The organism is Kitasatospora cystarginea (genome assembly GCF_039533515.1).
GTDB lineage: Bacteria > Actinomycetota > Actinomycetes > Streptomycetales > Streptomycetaceae > Kitasatospora > Kitasatospora cystarginea.
The window spans coordinates 57,741-80,736 of record NZ_BAAATR010000041.1 but is presented as its reverse complement, the minus strand read 5'-3'; the positions used below and the strand labels follow the sequence as shown (position 1 = coordinate 80,736).

22 protein-coding genes, 1 tRNA gene and 1 pseudogene are annotated in these 22,996 nt (G+C 72.1%); 8 read left to right on the top strand and 16 right to left on the bottom strand.

Annotation, left to right across the window (positions count from 1 at the left end):
- The 6 genes and pseudogenes from ABD369_RS32660 to ABD369_RS32635 all read right to left on the bottom strand — a co-directional run.
- Window positions 1–1,132: pseudogene (locus ABD369_RS32660) on the bottom strand (hypothetical protein); the annotation flags it as partial.
- A 52-nt stretch (window positions 1,133–1,184) separates the two neighbouring features.
- Window positions 1,185–2,186, bottom strand: a complete 1,002-nt coding sequence (locus ABD369_RS32655) for an SMI1/KNR4 family protein (RefSeq protein ID WP_344640230.1) — start codon at window positions 2,184–2,186, stop codon at window positions 1,185–1,187.
- A gap of 231 nt (window positions 2,187–2,417) precedes the next feature.
- Entirely contained in the window at window positions 2,418–3,518 is a 1,101-nt protein-coding gene (locus tag ABD369_RS32650) for a DegT/DnrJ/EryC1/StrS family aminotransferase (RefSeq protein ID WP_344640225.1), read from the bottom strand.
- A 370-nt stretch (window positions 3,519–3,888) separates the two neighbouring features.
- Window positions 3,889–5,016 (bottom strand): DegT/DnrJ/EryC1/StrS family aminotransferase, encoded by a 1,128-nt coding sequence (locus ABD369_RS32645; protein WP_344640224.1) that lies wholly within the window; start codon window positions 5,014–5,016, stop codon window positions 3,889–3,891.
- A gap of 83 nt (window positions 5,017–5,099) precedes the next feature.
- Entirely contained in the window at window positions 5,100–6,077 is a 978-nt protein-coding gene (locus ABD369_RS32640; RefSeq protein ID WP_344640223.1) for an NAD-dependent epimerase/dehydratase family protein, read from the bottom strand.
- On the bottom strand, window positions 6,074–7,255 hold the full coding sequence (locus ABD369_RS32635; protein ID WP_344640222.1) for a Gfo/Idh/MocA family protein: 1,182 nt from the start codon (window positions 7,253–7,255) through the stop codon (window positions 6,074–6,076). Before ABD369_RS32635 ends, ABD369_RS32640 begins: the two co-directional genes overlap by 4 nt.
- A 337-nt stretch (window positions 7,256–7,592) precedes the next feature.
- On the opposite strand from ABD369_RS32635, the gene ABD369_RS32630 reads away from it, so the two are divergent.
- Window positions 7,593–8,057 carry a YwqJ-related putative deaminase gene (locus ABD369_RS32630; protein WP_344640221.1) on the top strand — a complete coding sequence of 155 codons (465 nt, stop codon included), beginning with the start codon at window positions 7,593–7,595 and terminating at the stop codon, window positions 8,055–8,057.
- A 55-nt stretch (window positions 8,058–8,112) separates the two neighbouring features.
- On the top strand, window positions 8,113–8,613 hold the full coding sequence (locus ABD369_RS32625; protein ID WP_344640229.1) for an SUKH-3 domain-containing protein: 501 nt from the start codon (window positions 8,113–8,115) through the stop codon (window positions 8,611–8,613).
- A 75-nt stretch (window positions 8,614–8,688) separates the two neighbouring features.
- Here the strand turns inward: ABD369_RS32625 and ABD369_RS32620 are convergent, their stop codons facing one another.
- Together ABD369_RS32620 and ABD369_RS32615 are read right to left on the bottom strand one after the other, a co-directional pair.
- A complete protein-coding gene (locus ABD369_RS32620) occupies window positions 8,689–8,913 on the bottom strand; it encodes a DUF397 domain-containing protein (protein WP_344640220.1) in 225 nt (74 codons plus the stop codon).
- A 3-nt stretch (window positions 8,914–8,916) separates the two neighbouring features.
- A complete protein-coding gene (locus ABD369_RS32615; protein ID WP_344640219.1) occupies window positions 8,917–9,777 on the bottom strand; it encodes a helix-turn-helix domain-containing protein in 861 nt (286 codons plus the stop codon).
- A gap of 269 nt (window positions 9,778–10,046) precedes the next feature.
- Between ABD369_RS32615 and ABD369_RS32610 the strand changes: the two genes are divergently transcribed.
- The 5 genes from ABD369_RS32610 (at window position 10,047) to ABD369_RS32590 (ending at window position 12,001) form a co-directional block, all read left to right on the top strand.
- Window positions 10,047–10,475 (top strand): ATP-binding protein, encoded by a 429-nt coding sequence (locus ABD369_RS32610; protein WP_344640218.1) that lies wholly within the window; start codon window positions 10,047–10,049, stop codon window positions 10,473–10,475.
- A complete protein-coding gene (locus ABD369_RS32605; RefSeq protein WP_344640217.1) occupies window positions 10,472–10,762 on the top strand; it encodes a hypothetical protein in 291 nt (96 codons plus the stop codon). The genes ABD369_RS32610 and ABD369_RS32605 overlap by 4 nt, the downstream gene beginning before the upstream one ends.
- Before the next feature lie 2 nt (window positions 10,763–10,764).
- A complete protein-coding gene (locus tag ABD369_RS32600; RefSeq protein ID WP_344640216.1) occupies window positions 10,765–10,920 on the top strand; it encodes a hypothetical protein in 156 nt (51 codons plus the stop codon).
- A 332-nt stretch (window positions 10,921–11,252) separates the two neighbouring features.
- Complete coding sequence (locus ABD369_RS32595; protein ID WP_344640215.1) at window positions 11,253–11,654, top strand: hypothetical protein; 402 nt, start codon at window positions 11,253–11,255, stop codon at window positions 11,652–11,654.
- Complete coding sequence (locus ABD369_RS32590; RefSeq protein WP_344640214.1) at window positions 11,651–12,001, top strand: hypothetical protein; 351 nt, start codon at window positions 11,651–11,653, stop codon at window positions 11,999–12,001. Before ABD369_RS32595 ends, ABD369_RS32590 begins: the two co-directional genes overlap by 4 nt.
- A 24-nt stretch (window positions 12,002–12,025) precedes the next feature.
- Here the strand turns inward: ABD369_RS32590 and ABD369_RS32585 are convergent, their stop codons facing one another.
- Together ABD369_RS32585 and ABD369_RS32580 are read right to left on the bottom strand one after the other, a co-directional pair.
- Window positions 12,026–13,123: a hypothetical protein gene (locus ABD369_RS32585; protein WP_344640213.1), complete on the bottom strand. Its 1,098-nt coding sequence runs from the start codon at window positions 13,121–13,123 to the stop codon at window positions 12,026–12,028.
- 196 nt (window positions 13,124–13,319) lie between these two features.
- Entirely contained in the window at window positions 13,320–14,612 is a 1,293-nt protein-coding gene (locus tag ABD369_RS32580) for a sensor histidine kinase (protein ID WP_344640212.1), read from the bottom strand.
- A gap of 374 nt (window positions 14,613–14,986) precedes the next feature.
- Here ABD369_RS32580 and ppc point away from each other — a divergent pair, with 374 nt between their 5' ends.
- On the top strand, window positions 14,987–17,827 hold the full coding sequence (gene ppc / locus ABD369_RS32575; protein ID WP_344640211.1) for a phosphoenolpyruvate carboxylase: 2,841 nt from the start codon (window positions 14,987–14,989) through the stop codon (window positions 17,825–17,827).
- A gap of 122 nt (window positions 17,828–17,949) precedes the next feature.
- On the opposite strand, the gene ABD369_RS32570 is transcribed toward ppc, so the two are convergent.
- The 6 genes from ABD369_RS32570 to ABD369_RS32545 all read right to left on the bottom strand — a co-directional run bounded on the left by ABD369_RS32570 (window position 17,950) and on the right by ABD369_RS32545 (window position 22,852).
- Entirely contained in the window at window positions 17,950–18,183 is a 234-nt protein-coding gene (locus ABD369_RS32570; protein ID WP_344640210.1) for a hypothetical protein, read from the bottom strand.
- 245 nt (window positions 18,184–18,428) lie between these two features.
- Window positions 18,429–19,010, bottom strand: coding sequence for an aminoacyl-tRNA hydrolase (gene pth, locus ABD369_RS32565; RefSeq protein WP_344640209.1), 582 nt, complete (start codon window positions 19,008–19,010; stop codon window positions 18,429–18,431).
- Between the two features lie 97 nt (window positions 19,011–19,107).
- Window positions 19,108–19,695, bottom strand: a complete 588-nt coding sequence (locus ABD369_RS32560; protein WP_344640208.1) for a 50S ribosomal protein L25/general stress protein Ctc — start codon at window positions 19,693–19,695, stop codon at window positions 19,108–19,110.
- Between the two features lie 279 nt (window positions 19,696–19,974).
- Complete coding sequence (locus ABD369_RS32555; RefSeq protein ID WP_344640207.1) at window positions 19,975–20,952, bottom strand: ribose-phosphate diphosphokinase; 978 nt, start codon at window positions 20,950–20,952, stop codon at window positions 19,975–19,977.
- Between the two features lie 201 nt (window positions 20,953–21,153).
- Window positions 21,154–22,617, bottom strand: coding sequence for a bifunctional UDP-N-acetylglucosamine diphosphorylase/glucosamine-1-phosphate N-acetyltransferase GlmU (gene glmU / locus ABD369_RS32550; protein WP_344640206.1), 1,464 nt, complete (start codon window positions 22,615–22,617; stop codon window positions 21,154–21,156).
- A gap of 164 nt (window positions 22,618–22,781) precedes the next feature.
- Window positions 22,782–22,852, bottom strand: a tRNA-Gln gene (locus tag ABD369_RS32545).
- Window positions 22,853–22,996: the final 144 nt, after the last annotated feature.

Sequence of the window (22,996 nt, the reverse complement as noted above, 5' to 3'; positions counted from 1 at the left end):
GCAGCTCGGCGGGCGGCGGGGGCGGCGGCGCGGTCGGCGCCGAGCGGCCACCCGCACCGGCATGCCCCACGGCGCCCGGGGCGTGTCGCAGCTCGGCGGGCGGCGGGGGCGGCGGCGCGCTGGCTCCTCGCCCGCCGGCCACCGGACCGGGCTGGGCGGCGGCCGGCCCGCGCAGTTCGGCCGGCGGGGGCGGCGGCGGTGCGGTCGGCGTCGAACGGCCGAGCGCACCGGCGGACTGGCCCTCGGGCGCGGCCGGAGCGCCGGGCAGGCCCATCAGGCCCGGTACACCTTCGGACGCGAGCATCGTGGGCGCGTACTCGATCCCCGGACCGCCGGCCGACGCCGGGCCGCCGGCGGCGGGAGCGCTGTCAGGGGCGGGCACCGGCGGCGTGTACTGGGGCGCGGGAGTGCCGGCGGCGCCGACGGGGGCCGGCCCGCCCTGGAGCGCGCCGCCCGGGTAGGGCACGGTGGCTCCGGGCGGCACGGAGGCAGGCGGGAACGGCGGCACGCCCGCCGCCGGGGCAGGCGGGAACGGCGGCACGCCCGCCGCCGGGGTCCCCAGGGGTTCGGACGGGCCCAGCATCGTCGGGGCGTCCCCCGCCGGACGGTCGGAGGCGGGCGGAGCGGTCAGGTGCACCGGCTGCGGCGGTGCCTCAGGCACGCCGGCACCGGCATCGGCAGCGGTGGGGGCAGCGGTCTCGGCCGGTGCACCGAGCCGCGCGGCCTCCGCCTCGATCGCGGCCTTCCCGGCCTCCTCGAGCCACTGCGGAGGGCTGAGCAGGAAGGACGTCGCCTCGACCGTGCCGCGCACGGGCTTGGCCGCGCCCGCCGGGTTGGGGGCCAGCTCCCCGCCGTACTGCTCCTCGTACAGGCGGACCACCTCGTTGACGGGCAGCGGCGGCCAGAGCGTGCTGACACCGCCTTCCCGGGCGATCACCATCCGGATCTCGGTGCCCGGGCCGACCGATCCGGCCGGACCGCCCGCGGTGTCGGACGGGCCGGTGGGCCGGTCCTCCGCCCAGCAGACGAAGCCCAGGTCGAACTCGCGCACCCGGACCTCGCGCTGCTGCGAGCGCGGCACCCCGGCGTTGATCCAGTCGTCGGCCAGTTCCTGCGCCTGCGCGTACGTCACCACGCCAGGTCCACCCCTTCAGTCCTCCTGCTGCCCGTGCCCGTACGCAGCATCAGTTCACCGGTACGGCACGGACGAACCCGCCGTCCACCATCATCCCCGCCACGGTCTCCAGCTCCGGCGGGCTACCGGCCAGCCGGCGCAGGAACTCGTCGAAGTTCGCACCGCAGGGCAGCAGCAGCCGGGCGACCCGGTCCTCGGGGCTCTCGGGGGCACCGGTGTCGCGGGCGTCGTCGTAGAGGCAGAACCAGACCGAACCGGTCTGCTCGCCGCGCACCTTGAGCGCGAGCAAGCCGCCCTGGACGTAGGCGATGGCCAGGTAGTCCTTGGTGAGGTGGTCGCGCAGGCACTTGTTGGCGTAGACCAGGTCGCGGATCCCGTACTCCTCGCTGAGTGTCAGGAACGGCTGGTCGAGCAGCAGGCCGAACTCGGTGTCCAGTGCGACCCCGGCCGGTCCCCGGCCACCGACCAGCTTGAGGAAGCTGCGGTACGCGGCGGGCAGCGGGTGGCCGAGCCGCTGCTCGGCCCGCTGCACCAGGTCCTCGGTGACGCTGAGCGGGTCGCCGCCGTCCTTGGCGAGCGGGAAGTGCGTCGGGCGGTGCTCCTGGAGCGGCCGGGTGCCCCGGCGCCCGTGGTCGGCCCGGGAGCAGGCCAGTCCGCCGTGGTGCCGCAGCAGCGCCTTGACCTCGACCGGGACCAGTTCCATCCGCCGCCAGCCCGGCGCCGCCCGGCCGACCACGTGGTGCCAGGTCCAGCCGGGCGGGGTGGCCACGGCGGTGTCCAGGTCGGCCCAGAGCTCGTGGCCCTGGGTGAAGAGTGCGGCGTTGGCCGACACGTAGTCGGTGAGCCGCAGTTCGTCCACGCCCAGGCCCTCGGGCGGGTCGGCGACCTCGGCGGCGGCGACCGCGTACGCGCTGAAGTCCGGGTAGCCGTACTCGTCCACCCGCACCCCGACCGGGTGGCTCGCGGCCCGTACCGGGTCCGGGAAGTACACCACCTGGCCCGCGTACGCCGCGTTCGGCGCTGCGGCGGCGCCGGGCCGACCTGTCGTCATCTGGTTGCCCCCACTGGCTGCGACCTCTGTCATGCCGATTGCTGGACGTAAGCCTAGGGGGTCCCGGCAGCGCCGTGAGGGGACGGGCCCAGGAACCTTCGGGCGCGATCGGGCAGGCGGCCGGGGAAGCGGGAGGCCGCGTGCCGTGGCGGACGGCACGCGGCGCCGGATCCCGGCGGGCCGCTCGCGGGCCGGCGGATCCGGCCGCCCTCCCGATCGCCCCCGCGGCGGTCAGTGCAGCGCCTTGACCAAGGTCTCCGCCACCTGTTCCTGCTGGACCGCGGTGATCTGCGGGAAGAGCGGCAGGGTGAGGATCTCGCCCGCCGCCCGCTCGGCGACCGGGAAGCTGCCCTCGGCGTAGCCGAGTTCGCGGAAGGCCGGCTGCAGGTGGACCGGCACCGGGTAGTGGATGCCCGCGCCGATCCCGGCGGCGTGCAGCTTCGCGAGCACCTCGTCCCGGCCATGCTCGACCCGCACCGCGTACAGGTGCCAGACGTGCTCGTTGCCCGGCAGGGTACCCGGCAGGGTGATCCCGTCCAGCCCGCCGAGCAGTTCGCCGTAGCGGGCGGCGGCGGCCCGGCGGGCCTCGTTCCAGCCGGGCAGGCGGCGCAGTTTGGCCCGCAGCACCACGGCCTGCAGGGTGTCCAGGCGGGAGTTGAAGCCGAAGGTCTCATGGACGTACTTGCGGCCCGAGCCGTGGTCGCCGATCAGCCGTACCGCGGTGGCGAGTTCCTCGTCGTCGGTGACGACGGCGCCCGCGTCGCCGTACGCGCCGAGGTTCTTGCCCGGGTAGAAGCTGGTGGCGGAGATCCGGCCCCAGGAGCCGGACACCCGGCCGTCCTGGCGGGCGCCCTGGGACTGGGCGCCGTCCTCGATCACCGGGCGGTCCCCGGCGAGGTCCAGCAGGGGCCGCATCGGGGCGAGTTGGCCGTTCAGGTGGACCGGGACCAGCGCGGCCGCACCCGGCAGCGCCTCAGCCGCCCTGGCCGGGTCGATCAGGAGGTACTCGGGGTCGACGTCGACCAGGACCGGCCGCAGACCCGCGCGGACCACGGCCTCGGCGGTGGCCACGAAGGTGTTGGCCGGCAGCACCACGCCCGCGCCGGGGGCCAGCCGCAGCGCGCGCAGGGCCAGTTCCAGGGCGTCGGTGCCGTTCGCGGTGCCGACCGCGTGCCGGACCCCGGAGAACTCGGCGTACTCGGCCTCGAAGGCGGCGACGTCCGGGCCCTTGATGTAGGCACCGGTGGCCAGCACCCGGTCGAAGCCCTCGCGTACCTCCTCGGCCACCTCGGCGTGCGCGGCTTGCAGATCGACGAGCGGAATGGCGGTCATACGGGCCCCCTCGGGCAGCTCTGGGACAGGACGGTCGATCGATGACGCAGGTGATCAGCCGGGCAGCACGCCCCGGCGCGGACACGGGCAGCGCCCGGGGGCACGAACATCGCGCCCGGGCGCGGACATGCGCAGCGCGCCGGAGCGCGGGGACGGCGCGCTACGGAAAGCTCCCGCACCGGATCCCGACGGCCGAGTCGCGCGCCCGGCGCGCGGGAAGTCGCGCGAGACGACGGCCGACCACGGTCAGCCGTGCCCAACGGGCCGTTCGCACTCCGGGAGTTCGGACCGGACGCTGCACCCGGCTCGCCGAAGCAGCCGTACCGGGCAGCCGCCCTCCCGCCTCACCCGGTTCCCGCGCCCCGGTCTCTCACTCCACGGCGGAGCGCAGCGCGGCGACCACCCGGTCCTGCTGCTCCTCGGTCAGCGAGTGGTGGAGCGGCAGGATCAGGGACCGCCGGGTGAGCAGTTCGGTCGCGGGCAGCGGTACGCGTTCGGCGCCCTTGTAGGGGGCCTCCAGATGGGCGGCCATGATGCCCCGGCGGGCGGAGATCCCGGCGGCGGCGAGCCGTTCCAGTACCTCGGCGCGGTCGGGCGCGCCGTCGGGCAGCAGCAGCCAGCAGCTCTGGTAGTTGCCCGTGCCGTGCTCCGGGTCGGCGACCAGCCGCTCGCCCAGCGGGCCGAGCAGGCGGCGGTAGCGGTCGGCGAGTTCCCGGCGGCGGCGGACCAGTTCGGGCAGCTTGCGCAGCTGGACCAGGCCGATCGCGGCCTGGATGTCCGTCATCCGGTAGTTGAACCCGATCTCGTCGTAGGTCTCCAGGACGGCGGCCCCGCCCCCCGCGTGCCGGTCGGCGGCCGAGACGCTCATCCCGTGCTCGCGCAACCGCCGCAGCCGGGCGGCGAGTTCGCCGTCCTGGCAGGTGACCATGCCGCCCTCGCCGGTGGTGAGCAGCTTGCGCGGGTGGAAGGAGTACGCGGCGATCCCGGCGCCGGCGCCCGCCGGCCGGCCGCGCAGAGTTGCGCCGGCCGCGCAGGCGGCGTCCTCGACCACGGCGATGCCGCGCGGCCGGGCCAGCGCCTCGATGGCGTCCAGGTCGACGGGTACGCCACCCTGGTCCACCGCGATCACGGCCTTCGTCCGGTCGGTGAGCAGCGGCTGGACGGTCTCGGCGGTGAGGTTGCCGCTCGCCGGGTCGACGTCGGCGAAGACGGGGGTGGCGCCGAGGTAGGTGGCGGCGCTGGCGGTGGCGATGAAGGAGAGCGAGGGCACCAGGACCTCGTCCCCGGGGCCGACGCCCGCACCGATGAGCGCCAGGTGCAGGGCGGTGGTGCAGGAGGAGACGGCGACGGCGTGCGGGACGCCGAGGTGGGCGGCGAAGGCCCGTTCGAACTCGGCGACCCGGGGGCCCTGGGCCACCCAGCCGGAGCGGACGGCCTCGGCGGCGGCCTCGGCCTCCTCCTCGCCGAGCCACGGCACCATGACGGGAATGTTGGGCATGACGGGAACGGTGGACACTGCGGACTCCGAACTACGCGGCCGGACAACGGGGTTACTGCTCACGTCACCACCGGACGACGGGGTTACTGCTCACGCCACCAGGCGACCAGCTTGCGCAGGCCGTCCTCCAGGCCGAGTTCCGGCTTCCAGCCGAGGTCGCGCTGGGCGGCCGAGATGTCGGCGAGCCGCCGGACCACGCCGCCCGCGGTGCCCCGGGCCGGGCCGTGCTCGACGCCGAGGTCGGAGTCCATGGCGACCAACAGGGCGTCGGCGAGGCCGCGCAGCGAGACCTCGGTGGAGCTGGCGATGTTGTAGACCCGGTCGGTGACGGGTGCGGCGGCGGCCAGCAGGTTGGCCCGGGCGATGTCCTCGGTGTAGACGAAGTCCATGGTCTGCGCGCCGTCGCCGAAGATGAGCGGCGGCTGCCCGGCGGCGATCCGCTCCATCCAGCGGATGAACACCTCGGTGTACTTGCCGTGCACGTCCATCCGGGGCCCGTAGACGTTGAAGTAGCGCAGCGCCACGTAGTCCAGGCCGTACATGGCGTGGAAGCTGCGCAGCAGGCCCTCGTTGAAGACCTTGGCGGCCCCGTAGAAGGTGTCGTTGTTGTACGGGTGCTGGGTCTCGGGGGTGGGGAAGGTGTCGGCGAGGCCGTAGACCGAGGCGGTGGAGGAGGCGATCACCTTCCTGACGCCCTTCTCGGCGGCGGCCTCGACCACGTCGAAGGTGCCGTCCACCATGATCTCCAGGGCGAGCCTGGGCTCGGTGGCGCACTGGGTGATCCGGATCGCGGCGAGATGGAAGAGCAGGTCGGTGCCGGGGTCGAGCAGTTCGCGCAGCAGCGCACGGTCGCGGATGTCGCCGTCCACCACCCGCAGCCGGCCGTCTGTCGCGATGGACCGGGCGTGCGCGAGGTTGGCCATCCGGCCGCGGACGAAGTTGTCCAGCACCACGACCTCGCGGGCCCCGGCCGCGAGCAACTGGTCCACCACGGTGGAACCGATGGTGCCCGCGCCTCCCGTGACCAGGCAGCGGGAGCCCTCAATGGCGACAGCGTTCATCGGGCGACGGCCCTCTCCTGAGTGGTGGTCAGCTGGTGGGCGTCCACCGGCACGGTGGCGCCACGGAGTTCGAGACTGCGGGCGGCGGCGTGCAGCAGACGCAGCACCCGCAGCCCGGCCCGGCCGTCGGTGAGCGGGGCCCGGCCCTCGGTGACGGCGTCGGCGAACTCGGCCATCACCGCGCGCAGCGCCTCCTGCTCGGACAGCGCGGGTGCGACCATGTCGCCGACCCGGTAGGAGACCTGGGCCTGGTGGCGGATCTCCTCGGTCAGCCGCTCGGGCGGGGTGAGGTCCACGCCCCGGTCGTGGACGGCCAGCCGGGCCTGCGGGTTCAGGTCGTCCCAGACCAGGGTGCGCCGGGAGCCGCCGATCAGGGTGGTCCGCACCTTGGTCGGGGAGAGCCAGTTGACGTGGCAGTGGGCGAGCGCGCCGTTGCTGAGCCGTACCGTCAGGTACGCGACGCAGGCCCGGCCGGCCCCGATCGGGTCGGCGGCCTGGGCGCTGACGCCGACCGGGACGACGCCGGGCGGCAGCACGAAGTCGAGGATGGAGAGATCGTGCGGGGCCAGGTCCCACAGCACGTCCACATCGGGCTGGACCAGGCCGAGGTTGATCCGAACCGAGTCGAAGAACTGCAGGTCGCCGAGTTCGCCGCCGTGCAGCAGCTCGCGGATCCGGCGGACCACCGGCGTGTAGCAGAAGGTGTGGTCGCACATCAGCACCAGCCCGCTGCTCTCGGCCAGGTCGACCAGTTCGGCGGCCTCGTCGGCGGTGGTGGTGATCGGCTTCTCGACCAGGACGTGCTTCCCGGCCTCCAGCGCCGCCCGCACCAGCCGGTAGTGGGTCGCGGCGGGCGTGGCGATGGCCACCGCCCGGACCCGCTCGTCGGCCAGCACCTCGTCGAAGGAGGTGGTCACCCCGACCGTGCTGTACCGGCCGAGCACCCGGCGAGCGCGCTCCTCGTCCAGGTCGCACAGCCAGTGCAGGCGCAGCGCCGCCGTCTGCTGGGCGTTGCGGACCAGGTTCGGTCCCCAGTAGCCGGCGCCGACCACGGCGAGACCGATCCGCTCCGCGGCGACCGCACCAGGCGCGTACGGATCCGGGTGCGCCCCCTGCCCGGCTAATGCGCCGCCCGGCCGCCGGCTTCGCTCCGATTCGCCCGCAGGCGCGTACGTCACAGCAAGACCCCCCTTGCTCGGCGCCGGGACTCCTCGTTGCCCGGCAGCCCCCACCGCCCCTGATCGGGACCGGCCAGAACCGCTCCCCCGCAGTTCGAACGGCCTTGCCCCGCAGCCCGAACGCTACCGGCCGCCGCCACCGGTCGTGGCCCGAATCCGGAAACCGGCGGCAGGACTTGCCACCCGTCCAAGCGCCGCCCGAGCGGCCCTCCCGCACCCCGGGTCGGCGATTGTCGTGGAAGTTTGGCAGTCTTGGATCCTCACCGCGAGGTGTCACCTACCGTCAGCAGACTTCCGGCAGCTCCAGCCTGCCGGCCAGTGGAGAGCGAGGAGCAGCGTGCAGCACCCGGAACAGCCAGGCGCCGCCCCGGTGTTGCGCCACCACCGGGACAGCCTGCTGCCCGCAGTGGCCGCCGCGCTCTCGCTCAGGAACGGCGAGGTGCACACCCTGGCCGGCCACAAACCGGACGCCCGGCCCATCCTGCACCCGCTGGTCGGCGACTTCCTGGCCACCCTGCCGATGGAGCACCGGGAGCGGTTCCTCGGGCGCTGCCCCGAGGCGGTGCTGCTCTCCCAGTACCTGGGCAAGGTGGACTCGTCCCGCTCCAAGCGCGCCGCGCGCAAGCCGCTCACCATCCAGGAGGCCCGCAAGGCGCTCAAGGGCGCCCGGCTGACCACCCTCCGGATCCGCGAGGAGGGCGACCCGGCGCACGGTACGCACGCGCCGCCGTGCCGCTCCTGCGCCCCGCTGCTCGAACACCTCACCGTCGAGGTCGTCGCCGTCGGACCGACCGCGCCCTGAACCACCGGTGGGCCCGGCCCACTACCGCCTCTGTCCTCAGTCCTCGGAGCACCTCCTGAACGCGTCCGCCGTCCGCACCCAGCCCCGCTTCCCCGCCGAAGTCGCCGCCGCGCTCAAGCACGCCGGCTGGCACCCGGGACGCTGGGACATCCGCCAGGCCGAAGAGTGGGCGGACCAACTGGCCGGCCACAACGACCCGGCCGGGCCCGAGCACTCCGTCTTCCCCGCCGCCGTCGAGGCCTGGGCCGAGTTCGGCGGGCTGTTCCTGGACCAGACCGGCGCCGGGCGGCTGATGGCCCGCACGCCGTTCCTGATCGACCCGCTCTGCGGCCTGCACCAGCCCCGCACCCTCGCCGACCTCGGCCGGGCCCTCGGCCGCCAGGTCGCCCCCCTCGGCGAGGAGCAGTACGGACTGGCCCTGCTCGCCATCGACGAGGACGGCCGCGTCTACAGCCTCGACCACACCGGCGAGTGGTACCTCGGCCCCTCCATCGACCACGCGGTCACCGGCCTGGTGCTCGGCGCCATGCCGGAGCGCCTGAAGGTCCAGCCCTGAGCTGACTTCACTGGTACGCCACAGCCCCGGCCGGGCGGTCCGCGCCGGGGCTGCGACGTAGTGCGAGAGGTGATGTCAGGCGGCGGGGAACTCGCCTGCCTTGATGCCCGCGACGAACGCCGACCAGGCGTCGGCGGGGAAGAGCAGGGCGGGGCCGTGCGGGTCCTTGGAGTCACGGACGGGGACGACGCCCGAAATACCGTCGGCGACCTCGATGCAATTGCTCTGCGCGCCCGAGAACGAAGACCTACGCCACTCAAACCCGCTGGCGGAGGCGGACGGCAGGAACTTGCTCAACATGATCTAAACCATTCCCTTTGCGGTGCGCTCGATGAGGGCGACTGATTCCGTGCGCGGCAGCGATTCCGCCAGGGCCCGGCGGAACAGGTTGGCGTACTTGAACACCTCGGCCGGCTCCTCGATGTAGAGCGTGCTGAGGAGGCTGTCCACGTACGCCACGTCTGTCTCGGTCGTATCGGGAAAGCTGAGGATCGCGACGGGACCGAACAGTGCCGCATGGATGTCCGACGCTTCCGGCAGTACCTGAACGTTGATGTTCGGACCTTCAGCAAGCGTTACAAGGAACTCAAGTTGTTCGCGCATGACCGAGAGTCCGCCGATCTGGTGCTTGAGCACCGACTCGGACAGCACGACCCACAAACGCAGCGGCACTTCTCTCGTCAGCACCGATCGGCGTTCCTGCCGGACCCTGGTGAGCGTTTCAACCTGCTCAGGCGTGACGCCCTCCATCTGCGCCCGTACGACGGCCCGCGTGTAGTCCTCGGTCTGCAACAGACCAGGGATCAGAACGGTCTCGATGCTGTATTGGTCCGAGGCGTCGGCTTCCAGCGCGATGTAGTCGGCATAGCTGGGCGACAGCGTGTCCGAGTAGCGATCCCACCATCCTCGTAGGCGCCCCTCACGGGACAGGGCCTCCAAGCCGCTTCTCACGGCAAGGTCGTGCACCTCGTACAGGTCGAGTAGCAACCGCAGGTCAACGAGCCGGATGCCTGACTGCGCCGCCTCAATCCTGCTGATCTTGCTCTCGGCGCACGCGAGATGCTGCGCCGCATGAGCAATCGTCAGCCGCTGGGCCGTCCGAAGATCCTTGAGCGTTCGCGCGAGCCGCCGCTGACGGACGGTCGGGTTCCTGTTCACGGGCACGTTGGGGCCTCCCCTGGGGTGTGCGCTGTAAGTCTGCCTCCCTCCGACCGCGACAACAATCTTTAAAGGCTTCCAAAGTGGGGACTTGCACCGTGGAAGCTCCGAGAAGCATGCTACGAACAGTAGTCAGCTTCCAGACACAGAGTGATCATGGCGGCTCATCGCCCGGGCATCCCCATGCCTGAAGCCAGCCGCCGCCAGGCCTCATCACGCGCCTGGATCACGGTTTCCCGACCATGCACAGAGAGGGCGTCGCCATGCCCGGAACCTTGGAGAGACCACCCGCCGTAGCCGGCGAGCACTCGTGCTGGCTCCCGCGTCACCGCAAGTCCGCAGACAGAGCCCGCAGACTGCTCCGCGACTTCCTCGCCCGCCTCGACGGCGGCGAACAGTACCTGGACACCGGCGAGTTGCTGCTCTCCGAACTCGTCGCCAACGCCATCGAACACGCCCGCGTGCCACCCGGCCGCCTGATCCAGGTCCGTTTCGAACTCTCACCCACCACGCTGCGGCTCGAAGTCCACGACGCCAACGCCAGCCACCCGACGGCACGTTCAGCCGGCGAGGACGACGAGTCAGGTCGCGGCCTCTGGCTGGTCGACCAGCTCTCCACCTCGTGGGGCTGCCACCCCAGACCGGGCGGCATCGGCAAAGCCGTCTGGTGCCTGATCGGTCCGGCCCGGCGGAGCGCGGCATGAACGCCCCCGACACCGACAGCACCCCGGTCGTCGTGGAAATCGAGGGCATCACCGCCCCCGCGACGTTCCCCCGCCTCCCCGACGCCCTCACCGCCGTCTGGGACGCCCTGAAGCTCCTCCCCCTCGGCACTCTCCAGGCCGACGCCTTCCGCTACTTCCTCACCCGACCCGACGCCGCCGAGCGCACCATGGAGTTCCTCGAACGCGACGGCCGGCTCGACCTCTCCTTCACCCTGCACGGCCGAACCCACGCCGTCCGCCTCCGCCCCCAACTCACGGAGAGCTGACCGTGGACGACGACCCCCAGGCCGAGTACCGCGAAGCCGCCGAACGCCACCGCCAAGGCCTCCCCGACCCCCGTACCGCGCTACTCGCCTACACCCTCTCCAGCGCCTGCATCGCCCTCCTCGCCGTCGCCCTGCTCGCCACCGCACACGGCCACTGACCATCCACCAGGCCGCCGGAACTCCCGCCGGACGCACCGAAGTTCCAGCGAAAGTCCCAAGCACCCGCGTGCCGCTCACAGGACGGCATGCGGGCATCGCCCCGGCCGGTCGCGAACTCCCCCATGGCGACCGGCCGGGGTTCATCCCGGCCTGGCAGGATGGGCCCGTGCCCACCGGTCGCGACCGGTGCGGCGGGGGGACAAGGAGAACAACGGGCATGAGGACCGGCATCGTCGGCCGCCGAATAGGCGGCTTCCCGGCACAACGCGGCCGCCAGAGGCCGCACTTCGCACGCGTGAACCCGGGCCGGGGGTAGGCGGTGGGCGAAACGATGCGCTCTCTCCGGTGGCTCAGGGTTCGGCACTCCCTGCTGCTCGTGTGCGCGGGCTGGGCGTGCACCGTCCCCGTCACCCTGGCGGACGATGACATACGCGACGTCGTGAGCCAGTGCCACGACAGCCCCGGCGCCCCGTTCTACGTCCTGCCACTCGCCTGGGCGGGGCTGGTGCTCGGCATCGCCGCCATCTGCCTGGGCGGATGGCAGTTGGTCACCGTCCTGCGGGACAAGTCGCGCCGGCTCGGCCCCGGGCACGCCCTGCTCTGCGCCGTTCTGCCCCTGGCGGTCGTCGCCGCCCTCGTCCAGGCCGTCGCGGTGCAGGTCGCGACGCACGACACCGGCCCCCAGCGGAACCACTGCGCCGGCAGCGCCCGACTGATCGCGGAGTTCCGGTGAACACTCCCGCCCCGGCCGATCGGCTCATACGGGCGCAGGACAGCACCACAGCCCGCGAGCAGCAGGTCGAAGGCCACCTTCAGCTCACTCCTGACCGAGAAAAGATCACGCACCTCGTCTGCTGCCGCGACGCCTCCTGGCGGACGGCGTTCTGCGGCACGCCGGGGCATGCGATCAATCTGGCGGCCGAGATCATCTGCGCGATGTGCCTTGAGACGGCCGAGGCGATGCACCCCGGCTGGCTGTCGAACGGCATGGGCTACGTCTGCCCGGTCGACGGCAATCCGTGCCCTGACGACCACGAGGTCGATCTGCGCATCGCGAGGGAGACCGACCCGACCGCATAGGCACCGCCCTCGAAGCGTCCGAAGTCAGCTCCCTTCGGCCAGCTCCCACAGATGCACCGAGGTCCCGTCCTTGGAGACCGTGTACCAAGTGCCGTCCCCCGCGGCCCGGGCAGGTCCCGAGACGGGCACGGGGTAGGAAATCTCGCCGCGCAGCGTCATCCCGTCCACGTCGACCAGCCAGTGACGAACCGATCCGTACGGGGCATCGCACTCGGAGGTCCCGGCAACAACAGTGCCCTTATCGACGAAGGCCGCCTCGTAGTCCCAGTACACCCTGTCCTCGCCGGTGCTCCCGGGGTGTGCCGGCACGGTATCCGCGGCGTCCAGTTCCCGGGGCTCCGAGCCGTCTTCCACCTGGTGGACGTAGAGGGACCACTGCCCGACGTCAACGGTCAGGAGGTGCCGGCCGGACGGGCTCACCGCAAGGAGGACCAGCCCGATGCCGATCTGCTCGGTGGTCAGCTGCTGCCCGTCCCAACGTCCCCACAGCGCAGGCGACCCTTCCTCTCCCTCGCCGACACTCAATCCCATCTGTGCGGAATCCGGGTGTGGAGTGTGCTCGGAGCCGGAGGCCACGGTCATCGTGTTCGCGCGTCCCACGACCCTGCCGTCCACGGCGTCCAGAACCACCCACAGTTCCTGGTCGTCCTCCGTGTCCCCGTCGTCGCCCAACGGACCGCGGACGTGGGCCCAGACGAGCCTGCCGTCTGCGCTGACCGCGACAGAACCGCCGTCAGCGCGGGAGTGGTCCTCGTCGTGCGCGTATTCGTCGAACGACGGGTGCGAGAGGGTGCAGCCGCCGTCCCAGCAGCCATGTCGCACCTCCCACCGCGTTGCACCGGTCCGCTCCACCGACCGCACCGCGTGCACGCCGGCGAACACCGCCGCATCCCGCTCCGGTGACACCGTCACCGATCCGAAGCGGCGCGGCCAGGGCGCCGGGAATCGGACCTCGGCGGCCCGGCCGGCGTGGGGCGTGTCCAGATCGAGGGCCACTACGTCCGTGTCACCGCGCTGCACGAGGAGCCGGTGGCCAGGCCAGGACAGCACCTGCGGAGCGTCGGCTGACGCCGGGTCCAATGGGGCGGCGATGGTGGTGACGAGACGAGCGGCGATGGTCACGGTTTCTTCCAGCCCCAGACGACGGACGACGCGAGATCCTGACCTCCCAACCCTATGGGGGAGCGCAGACGTCGTAGAGCGGCCCCACTGCCGCTCCTCGATGCCCTCGTCCTGCTCCTCAGCGAGCGGTGGTCCGCAGCCGAGCAGCCACGGGCAGCCGAATCGGCCGCTCAGGCCAGCCGTTCAGACCAGCCGTTCAGGCCAGCCGCTCCGCCGGCACCGCCAGCCGGGACGGCAGCACCGCCTCCACCCGGAAGCCCCCGTCGTCCTCCGGACCGGCCGAGAAGCTGCCCCCGAGCGCCAGCACCCGCTCGCGCATCCCGACCAGCCCGTTGCCGCCGCTGGGCAGCGCCACCCGACCGCCGTCGCCGTCCGCGCGGTCGTTGACCACCGCCACCCGGACCCCGTTCGGCACGTACGCGAGCAGCACCGCGACCTGCGCCCCGGCGGCGTGCTTGTGGGCGTTGGTCAGGCCCTCCTGGACCACCCGGTACGCGGTCTGCTCCGCCTCGGTGCTGAACGGCCTGCGGCTGCCGCTGACCGTCAGGGTCACCGCCATCCCGGCCGCCTCGGACTGCTCGACCAGCCGCGGCAGGTGCTCCAGACCGTCCTGGGGCTCCGGTGCCTCCTCGGACATCCGCAGCACACCGAGGATCTCGCGCAGCTCGTTCAGCGCCTGGCGCCCGACCTCGCCCATCAGCCGGGCGCTCTGCTTCGCCTTCTCCGGGTCCTTGGCGACGATGCGCTCCAGCGCCGAGGCGTGCACCACCATCAGGCTGACCCGGTGCGCCACCACGTCGTGCATCTCGCGGGCGATCCGGGTGCGCTCCTCCAGCCGGGCCCGGCGGGCGCGCTCCTGCGCCTGCTCGGCCAGCAGGGCCAGCTCGGTCTCCAGGCCCTGCGCGCGGTCCTCGAGCGACTCCACCAGGCGGCGGCGCGCGCCCACGTACAGCCCGGTGATCACCGGCAGCACCGTCAGGCCGGCCGCCACCAGCACCGCCAGCAGGACGAACACCCAGGTCGGCGGGAGCTGCTCGGCCGCGAGGCTCTCGGACCGGCTCTGCTGCGGCATCGGGTGGAGCATGGCGAACAACACCATCGCGAAGGTCTCCAGCAGCGCCACCGCGGAGAGCCCCAGCACCCGCCCCCGCCGCGAGGGCCACTCCCAGGTCCCCGCCAGCGTGTACAGCGAGACCACCAGCAGCACGACGCCGAACAGGCCGGGGACGAAGACCAGCGCCATCAGCACCGGCACGGCCGGCCAGCGCCGCCGCACCACCAGGCTGGCCCCGGCCAGTGCGCCCAGCACCGCCGACACCACCACCAGGCCCACGCCCCAGCCCAGCCGGTCGTGCACCATTCCGTACGCCCCGAAAGCGCACTCCAGTCCGGCCAATGCGGCCAGACCGATGTCCAGCAGCGCGCTACGGCGCCGACGCCACCACCACAGTGAATGGACCGGCCCGCCCCCCTCAGGCGACTTGCTCATGAGAGACAGCCTAAGGGGGGGACATTGTCATCCACTGAACACCCGGCCAGCCGGGGGCGACACCTCCGGGGACGGACGACCACGCGGCCGACCGCGCACCTCCGCGGCGGGCCGGGCGCGCCCCCGCCCGCTCCTCGGAAGGTGCGACCGGCGCGGTCCGGCCCACGGGACGGCGCCGGTCGCACGTCCCCGCGCGACGGGGAAGCCCCGGCCCGGCCCCGGGAGGCCGCCGGCTGTCCGCCATACGGTTATGTCACCGTCGCGGCACCCCGTGCCACCTATGCTGGTCGCGTCGGACAGCGCGGTCCGCACACGTCACCTTCACAGTGGTGATGAGAGCCGTTGCCGAACCCCACCACCTCAGGGAGCCAGCCGTGACCGCTCCGGTCCCCACCTCGTCGGCGGACAACTCCACCCAGCCCACGGTCGCCGACAACGCGGCCCTGCGTGCGGACATCCGCCGCCTCGGCGACCTGCTCGGCGAGACCCTGGTCCGCCAGGAGGGCCCCGAACTGCTGGGCCTGGTCGAGCAGGTACGACTGCTCAGCCGCACCGACGGCGAGGCCACCGCCGAACTCCTCTCCGGCATCGACCTGGAGACGGCCGCCAAGCTGGTACGGGCCTTCTCCACCTACTTCCACCTGGCCAACGTCACCGAACAGGTGCACCGCGGCCGCGAGTTCGCCGCCCGCCGGGCCCGCGAGGGCTCCCAGCTGGCGCAGACCGCCGACCAGCTGTCCGACGCCGACCCCAAGCACCTCGCCGACACCCTGGCCCACCTGGCGGTGCGCCCGGTCTTCACCGCGCACCCGACCGAGGCCGCCCGCCGCAGCGTGCTCCACAAGCTGCGCCGGATCGGCGAGCTGCTGGAGCGCATCCACCGCGAGCAGGCGACCGCCGGCCTGGCCAGCGCCGACCCCGAGCGCCACCCCGCCACCACCCCCGATCGTGCCGCTGCGCGGCTCACCTCCGCCCGCCGCTCCGCCGACCGCAGACTCGCGGAGGTCATCGACCTGCTCTGGCAGACCGACGAGCTGCGGATCGCCCGCCCCGAGCCCACCGACGAGGCCCGCAACGCCGTCTACTACCTGGACGAGCTCTACCGCGAGGCCGTCCCCGAGGTGTTGGAGGAGCTGCACGAGGAGCTGGCCCGGGTGGGCCTGAGCCTCCCCGAGGGCGTCCGCCCGCTGACCTTCGGCACCTGGATCGGCGGCGACCGCGACGGCAACCCGAACGTCACCCCGAACGTCACCTGGGACGTGCTCGACCTCCAGCACGAGTACGGCATCAAGGACGCCCTGGACACCATCGACGACCTGCGCGCCTCGCTCTCCACCTCGGTCCGGCTGGCCGGCGCCTCCGACGAACTGCTCGCCTCGCTGGACGCCGACCTCAAGCTGCTGCCCGAACTCAGCCCGCGCTACAAGCGGATGAACGCCGAGGAGCCGTACCGGCTCAAGGCCACCTGCGTCCGCCTCAAGCTGGAGAACACCCGCGACCGCCTGGTCACCGGCACCCCGCACGTCATCGGCCGCGACTACCTCGGCACCCGCGAGCTGGTCGCCGACCTGAAGCTGATCCAGGAATCGCTGCGCGCCCACCGCGGCGAACTGATCGCCGACGGCCGCCTCGCCCGCGCGATCCGCACCATCGAGGCCTTCGGCCTGCAACTGGCCACCATGGACGTGCGCGAGCACGCCGAGGCGCACCACCACGCGCTCGGCCAGCTCTTCGACCGGCTCGGCGAGGAGGCCTGGCGCTACAACGACATGCCGCGCGAGTACCGGCAGAAGCTGCTCGCCAAGGAGCTGCGTTCGCGCCGCCCGCTGGCCCCGACCCCGGCCCCGCTGGACGCCGCCGGGACGAAGACCCTGAACGTCTTCAACACCATCCGCGAGGGCTTCGAGCGCTTCGGCGACGAGATCGTCGAGAGCTACATCATCTCGATGTGCCAGGGCGCGGACGACGTCTTCGCGGCCACCGTACTGGCCCGCGAGGCCGGTCTGATCGACCTGCACGCCGGGATCGCCAAGATCGGCATCGTGCCGCTCCTGGAGACCACCGACGAACTCCAGCAGGCGGACCGGATCCTGGAGGAGATGCTCTCCGACCCCTCCTACCGGCTGCTGGTCTCGCTGCGCGGCGACGTCCAGGAGGTCATGCTCGGCTACTCCGACTCCTCCAAGTTCGGCGGCATCACCACCTCCCAGTGGGAGATCCACCGGGCCCAGCGCCGGCTGCGCGACGTCGCCCACCGGTACGGCATCCGGCTGCGCCTGTTCCACGGCCGCGGCGGCACCGTCGGCCGCGGCGGCGGCCCCTCGCACGAGGCCATCCTGGCCCAGCCCTGGGGCACCCTGGAGGGCGAGATCAAGGTCACCGAGCAGGGCGAGGTCATCTCCGACAAGTACCTGCTGCCCTCGCTGGCCCGGGAGAACCTGGAGCTGACCATCTCGGCCACCCTGGCCGCCTCCGCCCTGCACACCTCGCCGCGCCAGGCCCCCGAGGAACTCGCCCGCTGGGACGCCGCGATGGACCAGGTCTCCGAGGCGGCCCACACCGCCTACCGCACCCTGGTCGAGCAGGACGACCTGCCCAAGTACTTCTTCGCTGCCACCCCGGTCGACCAGCTCGCCTCACTGCACCTGGGCTCCCGCCCGTCCCGCCGCCCCGACTCCGGTGCGGGCCTGGACGGCCTGCGCGCGATCCCGTGGGTCTTCGGCTGGACCCAGTCCCGCCAGATCGTCCCCGGCTGGTACGGCGTCGGCTCGGGCCTGGCCGCCGCCCGCGGGGCCGGGCTCGGCGACGTGCTCGACGAGATGTACGGGCAGTGGCACTTCTTCCGCAACTTCCTGTCCAACGTCGCCATGACGCTGGCCAAGACCGATCTGCGGATCGCCCGCCACTACGTCGAGCAGCTGGTCCCGGCCGAACTGCACCACGTCTTCGACCAGATCGTGGCTGAGCACGAACTGACCCTGCGTGAGGTGCTCCGGCTCACCGGCGAGAGCGAACTCCTCGAACACAACCCGGTGCTGAAGCAGACATTCACCGTCCGCGACGCCTACCTCGACCCGATCTCCTACCTGCAGGTCGCACTGCTGCGCCGCCAGCGCGAGGAGGTCGCCACCGGGCGGCCGGAGGACCCGCTGCGGGCCCGGGCCCTGCTGCTGACGGTCAACGGCATCGCGGCCGGCCTGCGCAACACGGGCTGACGCCCGGGCCCCTTCCCAGGGGCAGCCACCAGGGGCGCGGGGCAGAGCCCCGCGCCCCTGGTGTTGCTCCCGCGCCTCTGAAAGACCCGGACAGGCCCGAAAGGCCCTGCCCGCAAGGCGGTTCAGTGAATGGTGACCTGGCCGGCGCGCTTGCGCTTGACCCAGAGGGTCGCCCCGCCGGCGACCATCACCAGGCCGCCGCCGACCGCGTACAGCCCCGCCGAGCCGCCCACCTTGCCGCCGCTGACCGGCGGCGTCAGCTGCGCTGCCGCCGGCTCGGGCGCATCGTTTTGGCCGCCCGAGGAGTCGGCGGCCTGCGCCACCGGTGCACCCAGCGCGGTGAGACCGACGAGCATCGCCGCTCCGCCGACCGCACGCCCCACCCGGACGCGTTGTGACCGAACCACGGTCCTTACCCCCAGATTCCTGCGCTCAATCCTGCGCGTACAGGGGATGACCGTATCCGATCAGAGGTGACCTTCCCATACAGATCATGCCCCCTCGGAGCAAGCGTTGCACGACCGTTGTGCAAGGGGGCGCGCCGGATTGACATCACGTCAGGCAATCGTCAAAACCGCGTCAGGCGTTCACCGGAAAGCCGTCAGGAGTTGTAGCTGCCCTGGGCTCGTTCGAGCCCCTCGGAGAGCAGCGCCTCGACCGCGTCGGCGGAGCGGTCGACGAACCAGTCGAGTTCCTTGCGCTCGGCGGAGGAGAAGTCCTTGAGCACGAAGTCGGCCACCTCCATCCGGCCCGGCGGACGGCCGATGCCGCAACGCACCCGGTGGTAGCCGGGGCCGAGCGACTTGGTGATGGACTTCAGGCCGTTGTGCCCGTTGTCACCGCCGCCCAACTTGAGCCGCAGTGCCGCGTAGTCGATGTCCAGCTCGTCGTGGATCGCCACGATCGCCTCGGTCGGCACCTTGTAGAAGTCGCGCAGCGCGGTGGTCGGGCCGCCGGACAGGTTCATGAAGGTCATCGGCTTGGCCAGCACCACCCGCCGCCCGCACAGGCGGCCCTCGGCGATCTGGGCCCGGCTCTTGTGGGCCTTGAACTTCGCCCCGATCCGCTCGGCCAGCAGATCCACCACCATGAACCCGATGTTGTGCCGGTTCCGGGCGTAGCCCTCGCCCGGGTTGCCGAGGCCGACGACCAGCCAGGGGCCCTCGTACGCTTCGTCGCTCATCAACCGCTCCTCACTTTCCCTCATCATCCCGGACACGCCGCTGCCCCGGCCGCTCCAGCGGAGCGGACCGGGGCAGCGGTCGAATGAGCTACCGGGCTCAGGCCTCGACGGCCTCGCCCTCGGCGGCCTCCTCGACGGCCTCGGGGGCCTGGGCGCCGATGACCTGCAGCACGACGGCGTCGGCCTCGACGGCCAGCGCGACGCCCTTCGGCAGGACGACGTCCTTGGCCAGGACCGAGGCGCCGGCCTCCAGGCCCTCGATCGAGACGGTGACGGCCTCGGGCAGGTGGGTGGCCTCGGCCTCGACCGGCAGCGCGTTCAGAACGTGCTCCAGCAGGTTGCCGCCCGGGGCCAGCTCACCCTCGGTGTGGACCGGGACCTCGACGGTGACCTTCTCGCCACGCTTGACCAGCAGCAGGTCGACGTGCTCGATGGTGCGCTTGATGGCCTCACGCTGGACGGCCTTCGGCAGCACGTACTCGTCCTTGCCGTCGATCGGCACGACCAGCAGGGCGTTCGGGGTCTTCAGGGCCATCATCAGGTCGTGGCCGGGCAGGTTCAGGTGAACCGGGGTGTGGCCGTGGCCGTAGACGACACCGGGGACGAAGCCGGCGCGACGAGCGCGACGGGCGGCACCCTTGCCGAACTCGGTACGGGCTTCAGCGGCAAGGCGGATCTCGGACACGACGGCACTCCTCGTGAGAACTGGACGCGGGGTGCGGACGACAGACGAAAAACCGCCGGGGCACACCCTCAAGTACGTTTGGGGGGCCACTCGGCGGCGGACGGATCTGCAATCGGCCAAACCACGGCCGAGGCAGCGCGTCGATCACGGATCAGGCACCCGCATTGGGCACACGACATCCCTCGCCGAGCAGTCTCAAGAGTCTAACCGCACGCTGCGGCGAGCACGAAATCGGCCCCGGCGCCGCGAGGCGCCGGGGCCGTTCGTACGACTACCCGATCAGTGCACGCCCTCGAACAGGCTGGTGACCGAGCCCTCCTCGAAGACCTCGCGGATCGCCGCGGCGATCGACGGGGCGATGGAGAGCGTGGTCACCTTGTCGAGCTGGAGCTCGGCCGGGGTCGGCAGGGTGTTGGTGAAGACGAACTCGCTGACCCGGGAGTTCTTCAGCCGGTCGGCCGCCGGACCGGAGAGCACACCGTGGGTGGCGGCCACGATGACGTCCGCGGCGCCGTTGTCGAACAGCGCGTCGGCGGCGGCGCAGATGGTGCCGGCGGTGTCGATCATGTCGTCGACCAGGACGCAGACCCGGTCCTTGACGTCACCGACCACGTCGGCCGACAGGATGGTGTTGGCCTGGGTGATGTCGCGGCGCTTGTGGATGATCGCCAGCGGTGCGTCCAGCCGGTCACACCACTGGTCGGCCACCTTCACCCGGCCGGCGTCCGGGGAGACGACGGTGAGCTTGTCGCTGGCGACCTTGTCGCCGATGTAGTCGGCGAGCAGCGGCAGCGCGAACAGGTGGTCCACCGGGCCGTCGAAGAAGCCCTGGATCTGTGCGGTGTGCAGGTCCACGGCCATCAGGCGGTCGGCACCGGCCTGGCGCAGCAGGTCGGCGACCAGGCGGGCCGAGATCGGTTCGCGGCCCAGGTGCTTCTTATCCTGACGGGCGTAGCCGTAGAACGGGAGGATCGCGGTGATGCTCTTGGCGGAGGCCCGCTTCAGAGCGTCGATCATGATCAACTGCTCCATGATCCACTGGTTGATGGGAGCCGTGTGGCTCTGCATCACGAAGCAGTCCGCACCGCGGGCCGACTCCAGGAACCGGACGTAGATCTCACCGTTGGCGAAGTCCAGGGCCTTGGTCGGCACGAGTTCGGTGCCGAGCGCCTCCGCGACCTCCTTCGCCAGCTCGGGGTGGGCACGGCCCGAGAAGAGCTTCAGCTTCTTCTCAACCGACGTCGTGATCCCGGTCACTGCACCGTCTCCTCGCGTTGCTGCCGCACATGAACCCGCCACGCCGAGCCAGGCGGACGCCCAGCCGGTGCTCAACGGGGGATTGGGAGTACGCCCGGGCACGGGCAGTCAGCCCAGTGGCGCACGTATGTACTCCAGGTTACGCGCCCCGCCGGAAAGCGTGGGCCCCGGGCTCTCCCCTCAAGATCCCCCGTCGCCCGTTCAGTCCTCGACGGTCACGGCGGGCTCGCCCGCCGCAGCAGCGGCGCGCGCGGAGTCGGTGCCGGGGCGCTTGCGCTCGACCCAGCCCGCGATGTTGCGCTGCTGCGCCCGGGAGACGCCGAGCGCGCCGGCCGGGACATCGTTGGTGATCACCGATCCGGCGGCGGTGTAGGCGCCGTCCCCGATGGTCACCGGGGCGATGAACATGTTGTCGGAGCCCGTGCGGCAGTGGGAGCCGATGGTGGTGCGGTGCTTGTTCACGCCGTCGTAGTTGACGGTGACCGAGGCCGCGCCGATGTTGCTGCCCTCGCCGATCGTGGTGTCGCCGATGTACGACAGGTGCGGCACCTTGGAGCCCGCGCCGACCTCGGAGTTCTTGATCTCCACGTAGGTGCCGGCCTTGGCCTTCCGGGCCAGCTTGGTGCCCGGGCGCAGGTACGCGTACGGGCCGACCGAGGCCGCCTCGCCGATCTCGGCGCCGATCGTGGTGGCGTTGCTCACATGGGCCTCGGCGCCGACCAGGGTGTCGGTCAGGGTGCAGTTCGGGCCGACCTCGCAGCCCTCGCCGAGGTGCGTGGCGCCGTGCAGCTGGGTGTTCGGCAGCACCACCGCGTCCGGCTCGTAGGTCACCTGGACGTCGAACCAGGCGGACGCCGGGTCCACCACGGTGACGCCCGCGCGCATCGCGCGCTCGACCAGCCGGGCGTTCATGATCTTCCGGGCCTCGGCCAGCTGGACCCGGTCGTTGATGCCGAGGATGTCGCGGTAGTCGGCCGCGACGACCGCGCCGACCCGGTGACCCGAGGTCCGCAGGATCCCCAGGGTGTCGGTGAGGTACTCCTCGCCCTGCGAGTTGTCGGTGTTCAGCCGGCCGAGCGCCTCGACCAGCAGCTTGGCGTCGAAGGCGAAGACACCCGAGTTGATCTCGTCGATCGCCCGCTGGGCGTCGGTGGCGTCCTTCTCCTCGACGATCGCGGCCACCGAGCCGTCCGACTCGCTGCGCAGGATCCGGCCGTAGCCGAAGGAGTCCGGGACGACGGCGGTGAGGACGGTCACACCGTTGCCCTGCTCGGCGTGCGCCTCGACCAGTGCGGCCAGCGTCGCCCCGGTCAGCAGCGGCGCGTCGCCGGTGGTGACCACCACGGTGCCGTCCGGCTCGATCCCGTCGGCCGCCAGCGCCTCCAGCGCGGTGCGCACGGCGTGGCCGGTGCCGTTCTGCTCCAGCTGGACGGCGGTGCGCACGTCCTCGTACCGCTCCGCCAGGTGCTGCTGCACCTGCTCGCGCATGTGCCCGACCACCACGACCAGCTGCTCGGGGCTCAACTCCTGGGCGGCAAAGACCGCGTGACCGACCAGGGTGCGACCGCAGATCTCGTGCAGCACCTTGGGCAGACGCTTCGACTTCATCCGGGTCCCGCCACCAGCGGCGAGCACGATGACGGCGGCGGGGGTGTTGGCGCTCACGCTGGAGGCTCCTCGGTCGTTCGTGGGGAGGGTTCTGGCACAGCGAGCCCGAGCCACGGATCCGCACGTCCACGCTCGGGCAGAGCATGAGGATAATGCGGTCACGGCCGACCGGCAGTCGGCCCCCGGCCCGCTCAGCGCTCGGCCGGAGGCTGCACGAAGTGCTCCCGGAGGAGGATTCGAACCCCCATAAGCTGGACCAAAACCAGCTGTCCTGCCCTTAGACGATCCGGGACGGACGGTACCTCGCCGCCCCGCAGGGGACAGCGCGGTCCACAGCCTACGGGGTTCCAGCCCGGGCATCCACCACCAATCGCAAAGATCCCGGCACTCCCCGTGCCCACACCGGTCCCGGTTCACCTCGCGACACGCCCGCCAG